This is a genomic window from Bradyrhizobium neotropicale (genome assembly GCF_001641695.1).
Lineage (GTDB): Bacteria > Pseudomonadota > Alphaproteobacteria > Rhizobiales > Xanthobacteraceae > Bradyrhizobium > Bradyrhizobium neotropicale.
The window spans coordinates 1-15147 of record NZ_LSEF01000118.1 but is presented as its reverse complement, the minus strand read 5'-3'; the positions used below and the strand labels follow the sequence as shown (position 1 = coordinate 15147).

10 protein-coding genes and 1 pseudogene are annotated in these 15147 nt (G+C 57.6%); 8 read left to right on the top strand and 3 right to left on the bottom strand.

Features of this window, described 5'->3' with window-relative positions:
- Positions 1-120 precede the first annotated feature (120 nt).
- On the top strand, positions 121-723 hold the full coding sequence (locus AXW67_RS41340; RefSeq protein ID WP_347336742.1) for a YecA/YgfB family protein: 603 nt from the start codon (positions 121-123) through the stop codon (positions 721-723).
- Positions 724-1121: 398 nt separating this feature from the next.
- On the opposite strand, the gene AXW67_RS37905 is transcribed toward AXW67_RS41340, so the two are convergent.
- From AXW67_RS37905 to AXW67_RS37895, 3 genes are all read right to left on the bottom strand, one after another.
- Positions 1122-1835, bottom strand: coding sequence for a hypothetical protein (locus AXW67_RS37905; protein WP_063682012.1), 714 nt, complete (start codon positions 1833-1835; stop codon positions 1122-1124).
- A gap of 390 nt (positions 1836-2225) precedes the next feature.
- Positions 2226-3251, bottom strand: a complete 1026-nt coding sequence (locus tag AXW67_RS37900) for a serine protease (RefSeq protein WP_082908194.1) — start codon at positions 3249-3251, stop codon at positions 2226-2228.
- Positions 3248-4924, bottom strand: coding sequence for a caspase family protein (locus AXW67_RS37895; protein WP_161491338.1), 1677 nt, complete (start codon positions 4922-4924; stop codon positions 3248-3250). Before AXW67_RS37895 ends, AXW67_RS37900 begins: the two co-directional genes overlap by 4 nt.
- 689 nt (positions 4925-5613) lie before the next feature.
- Between AXW67_RS37895 and AXW67_RS42950 the strand changes: the two genes are divergently transcribed.
- The 7 genes and pseudogenes from AXW67_RS42950 to AXW67_RS41330 all read left to right on the top strand — a co-directional run bounded on the left by AXW67_RS42950 (position 5614) and on the right by AXW67_RS41330 (position 15131).
- A complete protein-coding gene (locus AXW67_RS42950; RefSeq protein ID WP_161491337.1) occupies positions 5614-5772 on the top strand; it encodes a hypothetical protein in 159 nt (52 codons plus the stop codon).
- 539 nt (positions 5773-6311) lie between these two features.
- Positions 6312-6536 carry a hypothetical protein gene (locus AXW67_RS41335; protein WP_082908193.1) on the top strand — a complete coding sequence of 75 codons (225 nt, stop codon included), beginning with the start codon at positions 6312-6314 and terminating at the stop codon, positions 6534-6536.
- A gap of 1253 nt (positions 6537-7789) precedes the next feature.
- Complete coding sequence (locus tag AXW67_RS37885) at positions 7790-8443, top strand: ribbon-helix-helix domain-containing protein (protein WP_063682008.1); 654 nt, start codon at positions 7790-7792, stop codon at positions 8441-8443.
- On the top strand, positions 8379-9848 hold the full coding sequence (locus AXW67_RS37880) for an MFS transporter (protein WP_430648752.1): 1470 nt from the start codon (positions 8379-8381) through the stop codon (positions 9846-9848). The genes AXW67_RS37885 and AXW67_RS37880 overlap by 65 nt, the downstream gene beginning before the upstream one ends.
- A 1554-nt stretch (positions 9849-11402) precedes the next feature.
- A complete protein-coding gene (locus AXW67_RS37875; RefSeq protein WP_063682007.1) occupies positions 11403-12029 on the top strand; it encodes an outer membrane protein in 627 nt (208 codons plus the stop codon).
- Positions 12030-12728: 699 nt separating this feature from the next.
- A pseudogene (locus AXW67_RS44635) lies at positions 12729-13001 on the top strand (carbamoyltransferase N-terminal domain-containing protein); the annotation flags it as partial.
- An 846-nt stretch (positions 13002-13847) separates the two neighbouring features.
- Positions 13848-15131 (top strand): ATP-grasp domain-containing protein, encoded by a 1284-nt coding sequence (locus AXW67_RS41330; RefSeq protein ID WP_082908189.1) that lies wholly within the window; start codon positions 13848-13850, stop codon positions 15129-15131.
- The last annotated feature ends 16 nt before the right edge of the window (positions 15132-15147 follow it).

Sequence of the window (15147 nt, the reverse complement as noted above, 5' to 3'; positions counted from 1 at the left end):
GGCCTACCTGACCGATGTGCTGGAGCGCATCGTGTCCGGGCGAACCAGAAGCCATCAGCTGCGCGAGCTGCTCGCCTGGAACTGGAAGGCGGCGCGCCATCGCACCGCACAGGCTGCTGCATGAACGCGCGTCGCCATAAAGCAGCATCGTCGATGGCGTCAGCCGCGATGCCGCTTGCGGAGCTCGAGCGATGGCTCCAGGCTCGCGTCGATCGGCATCCTGCCGCCACCAGCATTCCCATGCTCGACGGCTATGCCGCCGCGATCGTAGCCGGACCGGTGTCGATGAGCCCGCTCGGCTGGATCTGCCCGCTGCTCGCCATCGACGCCGATGCTTTCAACCACGGCGGCACCCCGGAGTTCGCTGCGATCTCCGCTGTCGCGCTGCGCCATAACGAGATCAGCAACACCCTCTCGACCGCGCCCGATCGGTTCGAGCCGATGCACCGGCGCGAAGTCAATGGCGATATCGATCCGCGTCCGTGGTGTCAGGGCTTCTATGCCGCGATGCAGCTCAGACCGTCGGCGTGGGCGCCGTTGCTGGACGCCGGCAACGTCAATCACGGCCTGCTGCTGCCCATCCTGCTGCATGGTCGCGACGATCAGAGCCGTCCGCCGCTCGGATCACCGCAAGGCGGCCGTAACGCCTACGCCGAGATCCCGGCGGCCGTCGAGGCCTTGCGCCAGTACTGGATGCCTATCCGCTACCCACGCACACGCTGATCACCGCGGACGTGGGAGCTCATACCGGTTACGATCAAACCGCTTGGAGTCATCGAAACCATCCTCGAATTGGACGAGCGATCGTTCGTAGCCTCCTCCGGGATCCACGATCGGCTTCCGAAAGGAGAGTCGTTGCGGACTGGAAGGTTTGGTCGCAAATGGATTCAGTCGGTGAACTTAAGGATTGACCCTACCTTGTCCGTTCGTTTGGGACGGATCGCATTGGCGGATCAATCCGTACCTGACCTGCTCGAAAGTTGGCGCGTCGTCGAGAAGGTACAGAGAACGGCGCTTGCCAAACGAAGTGGGGCGCGACACATTTGCCGTTGACCTGCTCGCCGTGGGCAGTCCCAAGTCTCTCCTACTTGGCGCCAGCGAGCCGATGATTGAGCCGTCGGCTATCTCCTAAGACTTTGAATGAGCAACTTGTTGTTCAATTGCTGCAGCACGATGTTTAACTTCGTCTTTGTGTCGTTCCCAATCCCCGTCCTTCCCACATAGCGGTGTTCCGTACGCGCAGGGCGCACCGTAATTGTTTTGACGGTCAAGATTTTTCTGTTCGGATCGTTTGGATCGCTCTCTCTAACCACCTGGCGTTTGGTCACTGCCTTGATATGGACTGTCTGAAATATCTTCTCGAAGTCTCCTGGAGCCATTTCAACCATTGCTATGTCGAGCGAATTCGTCAGTTTCGCTTCATAGGCGAAGCCGGTCTTTGCCGTTCCACCACTAAAGGCCCAGTTTGGAGTTACGCCAGCGCCCAGAGTCGTGAGGAAATCAAGCGTATAGCCAATCGACTTATCTTTATCTGTGAAGGGCAAGATTTGGCCAAATCTTGAGTTTTCTTCAGCTGCCTGTTGCACCTTGAGCTGATCTTCGAAGACTCGAATAATCCATTCCGCAAGGCCAAGATTTCCTTCGAGCAGTATGCCGACAGGAACATTTTTGCAGTCGTGGAGCGCAGCTTCCGCGAACGCCGTGTAGACGTTGGAAAGAGCGGTGCGCTTAGCGTTAAGGCTTGCGCCGGCAGTGATCTCCAGCGGGCTAAGACTACCGAACGGGCCAATTGCCGAACCCGAGGAGGCTATCCCTCCGGTGGTATCCACCAACATGGACAGGGTAACGGCCGCGGCCCATCTGCTGAGGTCTGGAAAGATGGGCCTACCGGATGAATCAACTCTACTGCCAAGTTCGTTGTAGGCTCTGCCAATCTCGCATTTTACTCGAGTTTCGACGAGAGCTAACGAAACGCCATCAGCTTGCTCAGTCGGTAAAGTCGCACACCCCGCCATCAGGACGCAGCAAAATGCTGCGACCACAAATCGCCCATACATTATTATTGCCCCAAATTATGAACCTAGGCTTCCACAACTATCGGTAGCGCGCAAGTGATTTGTCGTTTGATCAGCGCCGTTGCAGGAGGCGGCTAGTCGTTCGCCCTCGACACAGCCGCCACCATCGGCGTTCTTCAACATAAAAGGAACAAACGGCAACTATCAAAGCTAAGGATCGCGACCGCAGTCTGCAATGCGATATCTCTTGTCGTTTCTCTCCCGCCGCTGATTATTTCCGCGGACACTTGGCGAGGTCATAGCCATGCAGGCCATGATCCAATCTCTGTATGCGGTCACCCGCGTATAGACACCGTATTTACTTTGGACGCCACACTTATCTCCCCATCCGACTATGCCAACCTGAACAACGTCGTCTTTCAAAGGATGATAGGTAAGGGGGCCGCCGCTGTCTCCTTGACAAGAATCTTTGTTGACTTCACCGGCACAAATCATCCCGTCAGTAATGGCGTGATCGTAGCTTTGCGCACGATTGCAGGTCTCGCGACTAACGAATGGCACGTCTACCGAAAGTAGGCCGGCAACAGCCTTCCCTCCCACTTTTGTCGCGCCAAACCCCGTCGCGGTCAGCTTCTGGTTTGGTTGTGCAATGGTAGCCTCCAGCGCGGTATCGATCAGCGGTATTTGTTGCAACTGCGCATTCATTTCGAAGGGCTTGAAGACCTGAACCAGCGCCACATCGTTCACTGGATGAGGCCCGGCCACCACGTTGGAATTGTCCGTAGCGTACTTTGCGTGCACGATGATGCGCCTGACGCTGCGAGCTTGCGCGCTTTTTCCAAGATCGGAGGTCCCTGCAACGGCTCTAACATCGGTCGACTTCAAATCCTCCATGCAATGGCCTGCTGTCAGGATCCAGTTAGGCGCTATCAAAGATCCTCCGCAGAAATGCGCGTCAACGCCGCTGGGAACCCATGAAATCTGAAGTGAAGTCTGCCATCGGTGTGTGCCAGGTGAAACCGGATGGCCGCCGATAATCTTTTGCTCGGCACTCTGCAAATAGCGTCGCGCGGTCTCGATGTATGGCGCGGAGCCCTTGAGCTGATCCGCAGCCAGTTCGTCGCTGTAGGCAGGGTGCGTCAGCAGAGTAGCGCCGCATACAAGAGCAAGTCTCCCAAGCATGCATGCGATGGAAGCGCGTCCGCGGGCGGGAATCATATCTTGCCTTTTGATCATTTTGCCTCCTGATTGACAGCTATCGTGACGCGGGCGGTATTGGCGACAGTTGTACCTTCGCCCTGTTCGATAATTCCTCCGATGAGGGCGTTCGAAATACCAAGCCTCGACAGCTCGGAACGAATTCGAGTGAGACGAAGTTGCGAGGACTGCGCGCCATATGATTTATCGACATTGGTTGGCGGACGAATGCGGATGCTCACGCCTACGACATTTTTGACGCCAATTTCTTCTATTGTCTTTGCAAGTGAGGAGAAGTTCGGTGGTGACAGGATGTCGCTGCTCCCGAACGTTACATCGGAGACGCGCAGCTTCGCTGTAGCAAGGTTGCGCAAGTCCGGGACCGTCGCGTCTGGTACATAAATCTTCTTGCCATCCTGGAACGAGCCTTCGATCCAGTTTTTTTGACCTACTCTCAAGAAATTGCTGACTGTGAAGCTGTCGCCCTTGTTCAACGTGCTCAGTTTTGAGCCCGTCACACTCGGCCGATCGAACGTATCTATTGTCGCTCTGGCTGTGATGTATGGTTTCGACTGGGGAGCCGCGTTCTCCCCATCGGACCGCTGCGTTCCGGAAAACTCCAAATTTCCGCTCAGTCCCGGCACCACCATCGAAAGAGTCGCGCCCAATTTGTTTGCGTCCGTCGGAAAAGTGCGCGTGCTGAGCACGGTTGAGAACTGGCCCGCGTTCTCCACTGCGAGCGGATTAACTTGGCTCGTAGTCGTCTTTCTCGGCTGACTTTGTCGGTCCGCTAGCCACTTTCGGGCTGCAGCGACAAAACGCGAGCCTGGAAGAAGTCGCACGTAAAAATTCGCATCTCCTTCCGTTCCTGCCGTTAAGATGGCCAGCCAGCTAGCTTTCTCTTCATCCAAGATCTCCTGTGAGGGAGCGGGATAGAGCGCGCCGCTGTAAACACCACCTAGCTCAGGAATTTGGTGACCTTGAGTGGCCATCTGAACAGCTATCGTCGCCTGTCGGTGGGCATCGATGATCGGCTTGCCGGGTTGATCAACGTATTTCAGCCAGTAGCCGGTATATTTGCTGTTCTGGTTTGGGTCTGTGCTGCCTTCCGACGAGTAGCCTTCCTGGGCGGCAAAGAAGAGGAGTGATGATGCGCCTTGCAGCAGATCGACCTTCTTTTGAAGGGCGTCCGCCTTTGACATCGGAAACTTGGGTGCATCTCGGCAAGCATCAACCACGATGGTCGCCTGACCGGCTCCCACGTGGTCAACCAGACTAACGATCTCCGATACGGAGACGTTCAGATCTTCGGGATCAACCGGATCGCCACTGCCAGGCTGTTTGGGCGGATTCGCGTTGTCGACAGTCGACGGAACGATAAAATTTCTGCCTCTGAACCAAAATCCATGCCCAGAGTAGTAGACTAGGACAATATCTCCACGCTTGACCGAACTGAAGAAGAACTTGAGATCTGACCGCAAGCCTTCGGCGGTCTTTTTTGCTTCGTCGCTGGCTAGGATAACATTGAATTTCAGTGCTTCCAGCTTTGCCTTTACGGTGGCTTCGTCCTTGGCGGAACTCGGTAACTTGTCCTCGTGTTCATAGTCCGAGATCGATAGAACGTAGGCCTTTCTCGGCACCGGCTGTTCGAAAACGTAGTTTGGGATGTCTTCCGCACTGCATACTGCGGAAAGGCACGCGAATACGATCAAGACCGCGCTCTTCGCGAAATATCTCATTCCAAATGCCCTGGTAGACAACGTCAATAAGAACAGTGGCAACCGTCAGGCTGTGGAAGCGTCTCCGATCCGCATGCGCTCCGTATCAGGTGAAGCCATCTTCGTTGCTCGAACAATAACGAGAGTTAGCTTACGCTGAGTGACTTAAAGTTGCAATCGCTTGAGATAGTGAGTAACACTTAGTGGCTACTTTTGGTTCTTCCTAATTGTTTAGGTCCTCTCTTGCTCCCCGACTGCCATTGGCTCGCGGTCGCAGATGAAATCGCTAGTTACATATTACGTGACGCAGCCCGGAAAATCCTCATCTGGACGTTGGACGTACTCTCTGTCGGCATACGTACCGATCGTTGCTCGCCCGAAGTCCGTCTGGGCCCAACCGCGTCGCCTTTTATGTCGGACTGAATATCGCCCCACTTTCGTTCACTTCTCGGCGTGCGCAGGCGAGCTAGCAGTCCTGTTTGACGCCTAGCGTCGCCCGTACCCGCGCATAGCCGACTCTTAGCAAATATCGCAGGCGAAATTCGTCGAAGGAGGGCGATCAAGTGCGGAATTTCGGCGTTGAGGCGGGATGGTTTGCAACAATCGGTATCTGCCGAATCGCTACTGTGCACAGCGAAGCGTATTCACATTGATTCGACGCGCTTTCTTAGAGGAGATTGACCATGGCCAAAGTGCCTCCATTCCATTCGAAAAAGCCAAACGCAAAGAACGTCTATCACGACAACGACAAGTGCACCGAGGGCAACAACATCGAACGGCAGTATCTTGCCCCCGGCACTGGCGGGCGCCCCCGCTGCGAACACTGTAACCGCCTTGCCTGATCTACCCTCGGTCGTGGTGCGCCAAAATCTGGCGCACCATGCAGGCAGCCATGACGACGCCGTAAGCCCGCTGCATTCTGAGGATCCGCGAGCCGCATCCAAAGCTCATTGGGAGCACGGACGAGCCTCGGGGCCATCTCACGCCACAGCTGGACCCCCGCAATGAGACGGACAACGTCGAGGGCTCCAGGGTCATTCCCTTGCCGCCGACAGCTCCGCCGCACTTCGAAGCTCGTGTCGCGTTGTGGCAAATGCGACCACGCGCCTGTCCGAATTCGACGTGATCGTCCACACTGTGATGCGCCATACGGCGGGTCCCAGGGAGACTTGCCGATTCGTAGCTTCAGATCGAGCTCACGCCAGGTTTTGAGCCAGTCGTGAGAGCAAGTGGGCGCCTCTGCCGTCCTCCGGTATGCGGAGCACACTACTCAATCAGGTAGGGCCAAACTGGGAACGTGCCCGGGATGTTGGCCAGGATTTGGCACGGATCTCATTGGCGTACCGACGACGGAACACGCCAAATTTGGCGGAGAAAATCGATGCCCATCAGCGATGAGTTGGCTGCCCTGCGCAGTCATCGTAATCAGATCCACCGCTATCGTCGTCTACTTAAGTCCCAACTTGCTGAGTACGAGCGCCAATATTTCGAGAGGCGCTTGTCTGAAGAGCGCCATGCTTTCGAAGCCCTGGCAGCGGCTGCCTTTCCGTTGGCCTTTGAAATCCCGCATGCGCCTGCTGGCACTGGCCCGGCTCGGCCTGGGTAGAACAAGCTGCCAAAACACAAATAAGGTCTCCGGAATTTCGAGGCGCAAAGCGCCAAAGTCAGGCGCCCTCTCGAACGGCAGTATTCGCCAAGAGCGGCAACTGGCGCTCGCCGATCGGGCTCGTGCCGCTGTTCGGCTTGCGCTCGCCAGCCGCCAGCCGGGAAGAGGCCGGTAGGGGGAAGGGGGCTGCAAGGATGTGGCGCGATGGGAATGCCGGTATTCCTACAAACAGGTTGGACTATCCTTGGCTCTGTCCCATCTGGAGATGCTGGCTCCGGCACGCGTACGCGCTCGCCCGCGAATCATTCCAGGGACCAGGCCGCCGAGACCGAAAGCCGACCAGCGGCGGTGGTCTCATCATGCGGTTCTTACGTGGCTGGCCCCTTACCCGTCGATCTCAGATAGTAAAAGCGGGGCGGAACGACGCCCTGGACCGGTGATACGCCGATTCCGCCCCTACATCACCCGGGAGAGATCGGTGATGCTGTTTAGCACGGTGCAAGCAGCGTGCCTAAACCTGGCCGCAGCTCCTCCAACCATGTTATGCGTGGATCGCCTCGAAAGCTTGAACCATACGCGGCGTCAAGTTTCGCGTGCTTAACGACAGAGCCCAAACAAGCGGCGCTGGCCATGACGGCAAGGCGTATGTTGGACCCATAGCCGCACACGGGGCGCAAGTTCGCGCCAATCCCGTTTGCCGATCATGTTCTTATATTGCAGACCGAAGTTCCAGACGTTGGTGGCTGAAAGCGTTCCTGGACAGAACGACCGTTGAGCGCAGCGCCGTGCCCAGAGCCGATCTCTGCCGTCCACCCGTGATGTCTGGCGGTTGAACGGCTCGAGCGTGACTGTCCGCCGATGCGCCAGCGCCATTCGGCCTGCGCAAGATCACGGGGATGCTGCCTGTGCCGGAAGTGGCGCATTCAGCACGTCACACGAAGGCACGCCTGCGGCATGAGGCCGTCGAAACCGCATGCTGCTTGGCGCGGAGCGTCAGGGTCGGGAAAGTGCTTCGCGCAGACGTGAGGTCGCCGTGAAGGGCGGGATAACTCCAGCGCAGGGGGATCATTGTCGTTTCTTTCTTTCACTACGCTAGACTACGCTTCCGGTCTTCGCGCAATTGAAGCAGCAGTCATCCTGCCCTTTGTCTCGTCCCATCTTCAGTGGGCCAATCACTGTCATTTGCAACCGATCTCGCGCCGCGTGCTCGCTCACGCGTGCGTCGGACCTTTGCCTCCGAGGACGAGCCGAGCATGAGCTTTGAGACAGAACGAGATGAAGCGAACGGACCAACTTTGGAACGATCCAATGTGGCCGGCCCGAGAGCGCGGCAAAGCTCTTCGGTAACACGAAAGATCGGCGTTCAGCTTTCCGAACAAATCTTCGAGCGCCTGGAAGCTGCAACCGAACGGCCGGGTGTTAGCAAGAGCAGTGTTGTGGAGGCAGCGCTTGAGCGATTCCTCGATCCTGCACCCCCGATTGAAGGTCTGATCTATGAGACGCTCGACCGGATCAACAGCCGGCTTGAGCATCTCGATGGCGAGGTCCGCATCATCGCCGAGACGGTCGCGCTGCATGCCCGCTATCACCTGACCGTTACACCTGCGATGCCACAACCACAACAGCGTCAAGCGTGTGCATTGGGACGAGATCGATTCGAGGCCCTGGCCGAACAGGTCAATCGGCGTGTGAGCCTGCGTCGTCCCCTGATGCGGGAGACAATCGACCGCATCGAGAACGAACGGGCCTATTCTAGCACCACCGAAACTGCTTCGCCGGCCTCGGCCGAGCCAGCCGGGGATAGTGCCCCGGTCAATAATACAGAGGAAACCGCTGACATGATTGCTGCCGCCGAGGAGGGCGGCAGCAATCGCAACTTTCAACATCTGCCAAACGCGTTCTGCTGAATTGGCCGGATGCCAGGCGGGCGATGCGCGAGAAGCGAGCGGCCGCGTCATCCGCAAGCGGTCGGATTCCGATGCTGCGCGCGGATTTCCGATTCTGCGCCTTATCGCTTGTGTTTTTCTCCCGTTTGCCGCGGGCTACTACCTGTCCTATGTGTTCCGGACGATCAACACAGTGATTTCCGGGCAGCTGTCATCCGAACTGGGTCTTGATGCCGCCAATCTTGGCCTTTTGACATCGGTCTATTTCCTGGTCTTCGCCGGGGTCCAGATTCCCGTTGGAACGCTGCTGGATCGTTTTGGCCCACGCCGCGTCCAGAGCGTGCTTCTGTTGATTGCCGGCTGTGGGGCGGCTCTGTTCGGAGCGGCGACGGGCTTGGTGGAGCTTCTGATCGCGCGCGCGTTGATCGGCCTCGGCGTGTCGGGTGCAGCCCTATCCGGGATGAAGGCCATTGTCACTTGGTTTCCAAGAGAGCGCGTGGCGCTCATCAATGGCTACATGATCACGCTCGGAGCGCTCGGTGCGGTAACCGCAACGACGCCCGCTGAGTGGGCACTAGAATACACTGGATGGCGTCAGCTGTTCGAAATCTTGGCCCTTGCGACGTTCGCTGCGGCCCTTCTGATCTTCTGGGCGGTCCCTGAAGCGATGCGGCCACAGGAGACCAGGCTGAGCCCCCTGAAGCTAAGAGCCATCTACACGGACAGGCGTTTCTGGCGAATCGCGCCACTCTCCGCAAGCTGCGTCGGATCGGCTTGGTCGTTGCAGGCCTTGTGGGCAGCGCCCTGGCTGAAGGATGTCGAAGGGCTTACCCGCGAGTCTTTGATCACCCAGCTCTTTATCATGGCGCTGGGAGTCTGCGCCGGAGCATTGCTGCTTGGCACCCTGGCTGACCGGCTGCGCAGGCGCGGGATCGGGTCAGAAGGACTGTTCGTCGCAGTGACGGTGCTATTCATGGGCGCCGAGCTTGCGCTAGTCTTCCGCGTACCGCTACCATCGCAATTGTCATGGCTCGTCATCTCGGTCGTTGGTGCGGCCACGGTCCTCAGCTATGCGATCATCGCGGAATATTTCCCGCGCGAGTTTGCCGCCAGAGCAAATGCCGGCTTGAATGTTGTTCATTTCGGGTGGTGTTTCGTCGTCCAATACGGCACCGGCCTGATCCTGGAGCAATGGTCCACTCAGAATGGCCATCCCGCGATCGCCTACCAGGTGGCGTTCGCATGCGCCGTCGCTGTGCAGTGTCTGGCGTTAGCTTGGTATTTGATACCGTGGTTACGGAGTCTTGGCAGGCGGGTCGCCAACCGCTCCCGCCGCGATCGGACGATCGACCCATGCTCGTTTGAAATACTCATGCCACCCGCAGACGCTGCTGTCTTCCGACCGCACGAAGGCGACGAGTGGTAAGGCGAGCCGCATCAGCTCGCTCTACTCGCTCGCGCATGGTCCGAGCATCGAAAAATCCGTACCCAAAAGATTTAGGGGACGGTGCGGCGACAATCGAACGAGCAGCTACCGCCATTAGGTTCCCCCGGCAATCACGCCGAAGAATCGCGACCGCTTTCAGGACGAGATTGTGCTGCTGGCAGTATCGCGTGTTCGCACGGATCGTGCGCGCGGGCGGCAAATACATCCAGCCGCATTAATGTGATATCATCAGATCGCGACTTCTTCATTGTCCTGGATTTGCATGATCTATTCGTTGCGGCTACCTGACCTGCCTTGCGCTATCCCTGTTGTCGAGTTTGTCGGGTCTCAGACACGGTGATGTTCGGCCGGCGTGCCGCCGCACTCTCACTTAAGCCGCTGAATGGAATGCAGAAGGGTCTTTCTGGGCCCGTCCTGCGCCGTTGGCACGACTCTTGAATTTCTCTCTTCTGCGCGGCGGCAGCAGCTGCCGACCGGCACCAATGAGAAAGGAGACAACAATGAGGACCGATATGTCAGTCTATGGTGTGACAGAACTAACGCCTGAAGAAGCATCGGCGACCTCGGGCGGGGTGTTTGGGGCCTTGTGGCAGCAGTAGTCGAACTCTTTGTGCTAGCGGCAGCCGTTCCCGTTGCAGCTACAATGATACCCTGGAAATAGGCCTGAACGGCCTTCTTCGCACTCACAAGCGAAGCTTGAATTGAGTTATTCTGTGTAAGAAGGGGTCTGCGAGCCCGCGGAGCCGGTCGTAGTCCAACCGCGGCCAGAGGCGTGCCCTTCCATGGGAGCGCTGCACAGATCGAACAGTCTTGCGGGCCGTAGCGGGCGCGAGAAAGTCTTCAACGCGCAGCACGCTATCAAGATGCTGCGCGAAAGAATTCCCGGCGACAATCAAGACAATCCAAGGAGCCGAAACATCAGTTCCGCCGTCTCCTCGCACAGAGACAGGGGCCGCAGCATACGCACGGGTTGATGCACTACACTCAAGGGGAAATGCAGCCATGTGTGCGGGAGCATGTGGAATTTCCGATCGCGGGCCTGCTGATTGGCGGGGCGGCACCGACGCAAGTCTGGAGGAGATACGCCGGGGCCGCCCCTACGTCACCTGGATGCTGGTGGCACTGCGTTGAAGCTAGCAAGTAACGTGGCCGAACCGAGGCAGTAGTCCTGCAATTATCCTATGCGAGGATCACGCTCTAAGGGGTTGAATCGCACGCGACGTCAGGTTGTATGCTTGCAAGTCAACGGCTACGTGACGCTCGGTGGAGGGCGAGGCGATAACTGCATCTGTGCCTAATGGCTGTTGGACTTCATGGGCCGTTCGAACTGGCTGCGCTTGCGTTTTCGTGATGTTTGTTCAGTCGAAGGTCTGATCGCCATGTTCGACCAATCGACGGCGCAGGCCTCGCCTTCGATCGCATCGTGCGCGGGCTCGCTTTCGGATGCGCGCACTTACATAAGGCTGCTCACGATTCGTCTGCAACACTACGCAACGTGAGATTCAAGAGGCGCCATCGCCGGTCGCAACCCAGGTGTACGAATGGGTCGGTTTTTATGCCGGCATCAATACCGGTTGGGCTTCGAGCCAAAACTGCTGGGATTTCGGTGGCATCAGTTCAGAGGGCTGCCATCATGCAAATGGCGGCACGGTCGGTGGGCAGATTGGGTATCGATGGCAATACGGCCACGCCCTTGTTGGCTTCGAAGGCCAAGGCAATTGGGCGAATCTCAGTGGCTCCAATATCAGCATTGCGCTGCCAACCGACAGTATTCGAACCAAGGTCGATGGATTCGGTATGATCACGGGCCAGGTCGGCTATGCCTTCGACAATGACGTGCTGATTTACGCCAAAGGCGGCCTCGCGCTGACGAGCAACACCTACGAGATCAATTCCAGTCTCACCGGCGCGCCGTTGGCAAGAGCTGGGGATATTGCTTGGGGCGGTGCAGTAGGCGCTGGCGTGGAATTCATGTTCGCGCCGAACTGGTCGGTTGCCGTCGAGTATGACCACTTGTTTATGCAGGACGGCAACTTGAATTTTACCACGGCTACAGGTCCTGCGAATGATCGCATCCATCAGGATGTCGATCTCGTGACCGCCCGGCTCAACTACACGTTCAGCCCGCCTGTGGTTATCAATCCAGTAGCTGTCAAATAGCGATTCTCGTCACCTTCAAAAGGTCCTCGAGAGCCCCTGCCCTAGGCGGGGGCTCCTTTACCTCGCTGCTTATCCGCCGCGCAGGCAGTTTCCCCAAGGGTGTTACCTCACACGCCAACAAATCAAGGTATGATCGGCAAGCCGTTGAGACGGCGGTCGCGTCCGCCAGAGCATGCGATTTCGTGGTAATGCTGATTGCTCGGAAGGTAAAGCGGGGCGGCACCGACGCCTGGATCGGAATACGCCGAGTCCGCCCCTGCGTCACCTGGAAGCTGGTGACGCTGCCTCAAATCTAGCAAACAACGTGGCCTAACCGAGGCTGTGGTACTGCAATTATCCTATGCGTGGGTCGCGCTCGAAGCGGTTGAATCGTACGCGGCGTCAGATTCTAGGCTTGCGAGTCAACGGCTACGTGATGACGCTCGGTGAGCGCGGTGCGGTCACTGCAACTATGCTGGCCAATGGCGGTTGGACTGCACGCGCGTCGTTCGAACTGGCGGCCCTTGCGTGTTCGTGATGCTCGGTCAGTCTAAGGCCTGATCGTCATGTTCGATCAATTGACGGCGGAGACTTCGCGTTGGATCGCCTTGTGCGCGTCTCCGCCAGGTTGCGCATCAACAAAGACCGCTTACGCCGGCTTTGAGCGGCCCATTCATTCTCGAATAAATGAAATCTACGGCATTGGAATATGGAGGCCCAATGCGCATCTGCGGCATCAAACTGGGGCATGATGGAGCGATCGCTGTTATCGAGGATGAACGGCTAATCTTTTGTGTCGAGCGGGAGAAGCGAGGCAACAATCGACGCTATCAAGCCATCGACAATTTCGACGCCGTTGTTGCCGCCTTGGCGGCGCAGGGCCTCGATCCACGCGATTTTGATCAATTCGTCATCGACGGCGCGTGGTGGAGAGACGGTCTTCGGCTTGTCAGTAGCACCGAACCCGTCACTCTCGAGTGGGGGCCCATGATCCATTGGCTCCGATGCGGTTGGAAGATGGCGTGCGCGGATGCGAATGCGTCTGGTTATCAGGTCGAAGATTTGTGACCGTTTTCAGGGACGAGATTGTGCAGCTTGGCAGCCTAGTTCTGTAGCAACTTTGGAGCTTGCTGTATCGTAGGCTACGACGGAAGGCATTGAGGAGGCCGGAGGTGAAGCGAACGAATAAATCCGTTTAAGGGCGGCAATTCACGGCGGAGATCATCCTGTGGGCGGGTCGCTGGTACTCAAATGTATTCAACGTTGCTGCCTGACCTGAGCCCTCATCCACCCCCTCGCTTGACCTACATCACAGTTTGCAAAGAGCCAAGTCGCGCGGGTACCGCAATTTCCTTACCGCAGAATCAATGCGACAGCACCCGCCAATTGGACCGGCGGCGGAAGAACGCCAGCACGGCGAGCGACCTCGGCCACGCGGGCCCCGCATTCGCGATCTCTGGCAGGACTGTCGTTTCGACGTCCGTGTTGCTGTGTGTCTGGTTGAAGACTTCTATGTTCGGAACCCGACCCGCTGTAGCGCAAGATTCCGCCGGCGCGGTGCGAAACACATGGTTTTTCCGCTCTTGCTCGTACAACTCTTTCGGTGGCACGCCGATTGTATAGGACACGGTGAAGTATCCGTTACGACCATAGCGATCTCGCAGTCTCCAGGTTAGGAGGTCTACGTGAACTTGCTCGAACGATCCAGTAGACGCTGCACGTCCCCAGCAAGTTTGATGGCAGCCTCACCGCAAGTCTGAGGGTCAGGCACGGCTAAAAAAGCTGATACCGATTTACGCTCAGACCGCCGCACAGTACGCGACAGAAGGTCAACAGCCCATGACAAGAAGAGCGCTTATCCTGGTTGAAGGCAATACACACGGTACTGGTCTGCAATACGTCCAGGCCGCCCGGCGTCTTGGCCTTCATCCAATCACCCTGTCGGCTGACCCAGCTCAGTATGACTATCTTGCGGCGGAAGGAATTGAGCCGATCCGTGTCGATACAAACAATCTCGATGCAGTGATCGGCGAATGTTCCCGGCTGCGTGCGACCTATGACATTGCTGGCATTACGAGCGCCAGGGAGGCGGTCTATGCGACAGTTGGCAAGCTCTGTCGGCATTTCGATCTACCCGGACCGAACCCCGGATCCGTTGAACGATGCTGCGACAAATTCACTCAACGTCAGCTCCTCGCCGAGGCCGGCGTTCCCATACCGGCTTATCGTTTGGCATTAGATGCGACGGAGGTAGAAAGCGCTGCCGCGGAGATCGGCCTGCCGGTGATTGTTAAGCCCGCAGTAGGCGACGGCAGCTACGGCGTCCGATTGTGCCGCGACGTCGATGAGTTGGCCGAACATACGACTTATCTGTTGGGCGGAAAGCACATATGGCGGTCTTCGCCGAGGATCCTTGTCGAGCAATTCGCACAAGGACCCTATTATTGCGCCGAAATAATGGGAAACGAGGTCATTGGGATTGCCGCCGCTGACTTCGGTCCTCTACCGCATTTCCTCTTTCGCGAGACGACCTTTCCGGCCCCGCTGAGTGATGATGATCATAAACGTATCGCCGATGTTTCGCTGAGCTGTTTGCGAGCTCTCGGCCTTGGCTGGGGGCCAACGTGCATCGAATTCCGGTGGACGAAGCGTGGCCCAGTCGTCATTGAGGTCAATCCGCGGCTTGCGGGGGGAGGCCATCCTCAACTTGTTCAGCTGGCTTACGGTGTCGATCCTATCACCGAGCACATCAAACTTGCCACGGGCGACGAATGGGAGTTGCGCAGAAGGCATTCGAACACTGCGGCCGCCCGATGCCTAAATCCTGATCGCGATGGCATCCTCGATTGGATCGATGGCGACAATCGTGCGGCTGCTATACCAGGGGTCGCCGAGGTCAAATTCTATATTGAACCCAAGATGCCGATCGTCAGGAAAGGCGATTATCGAGATACTATTGGACATGTCATCGCCGCTTCACCCAGCCTTGCTCGGACCGAGGCAATACTTCAGCGGGCCGTCGACCTAATCGATTGGTCGATCACACCATTCCCGACTTTTGGCGAGCAGGAACAATCTGCGGCCCCCTCACCTCCCCGAACCAGCCCAGGTGGCCTCAGGTAAGAGGTGATCGTCGCCG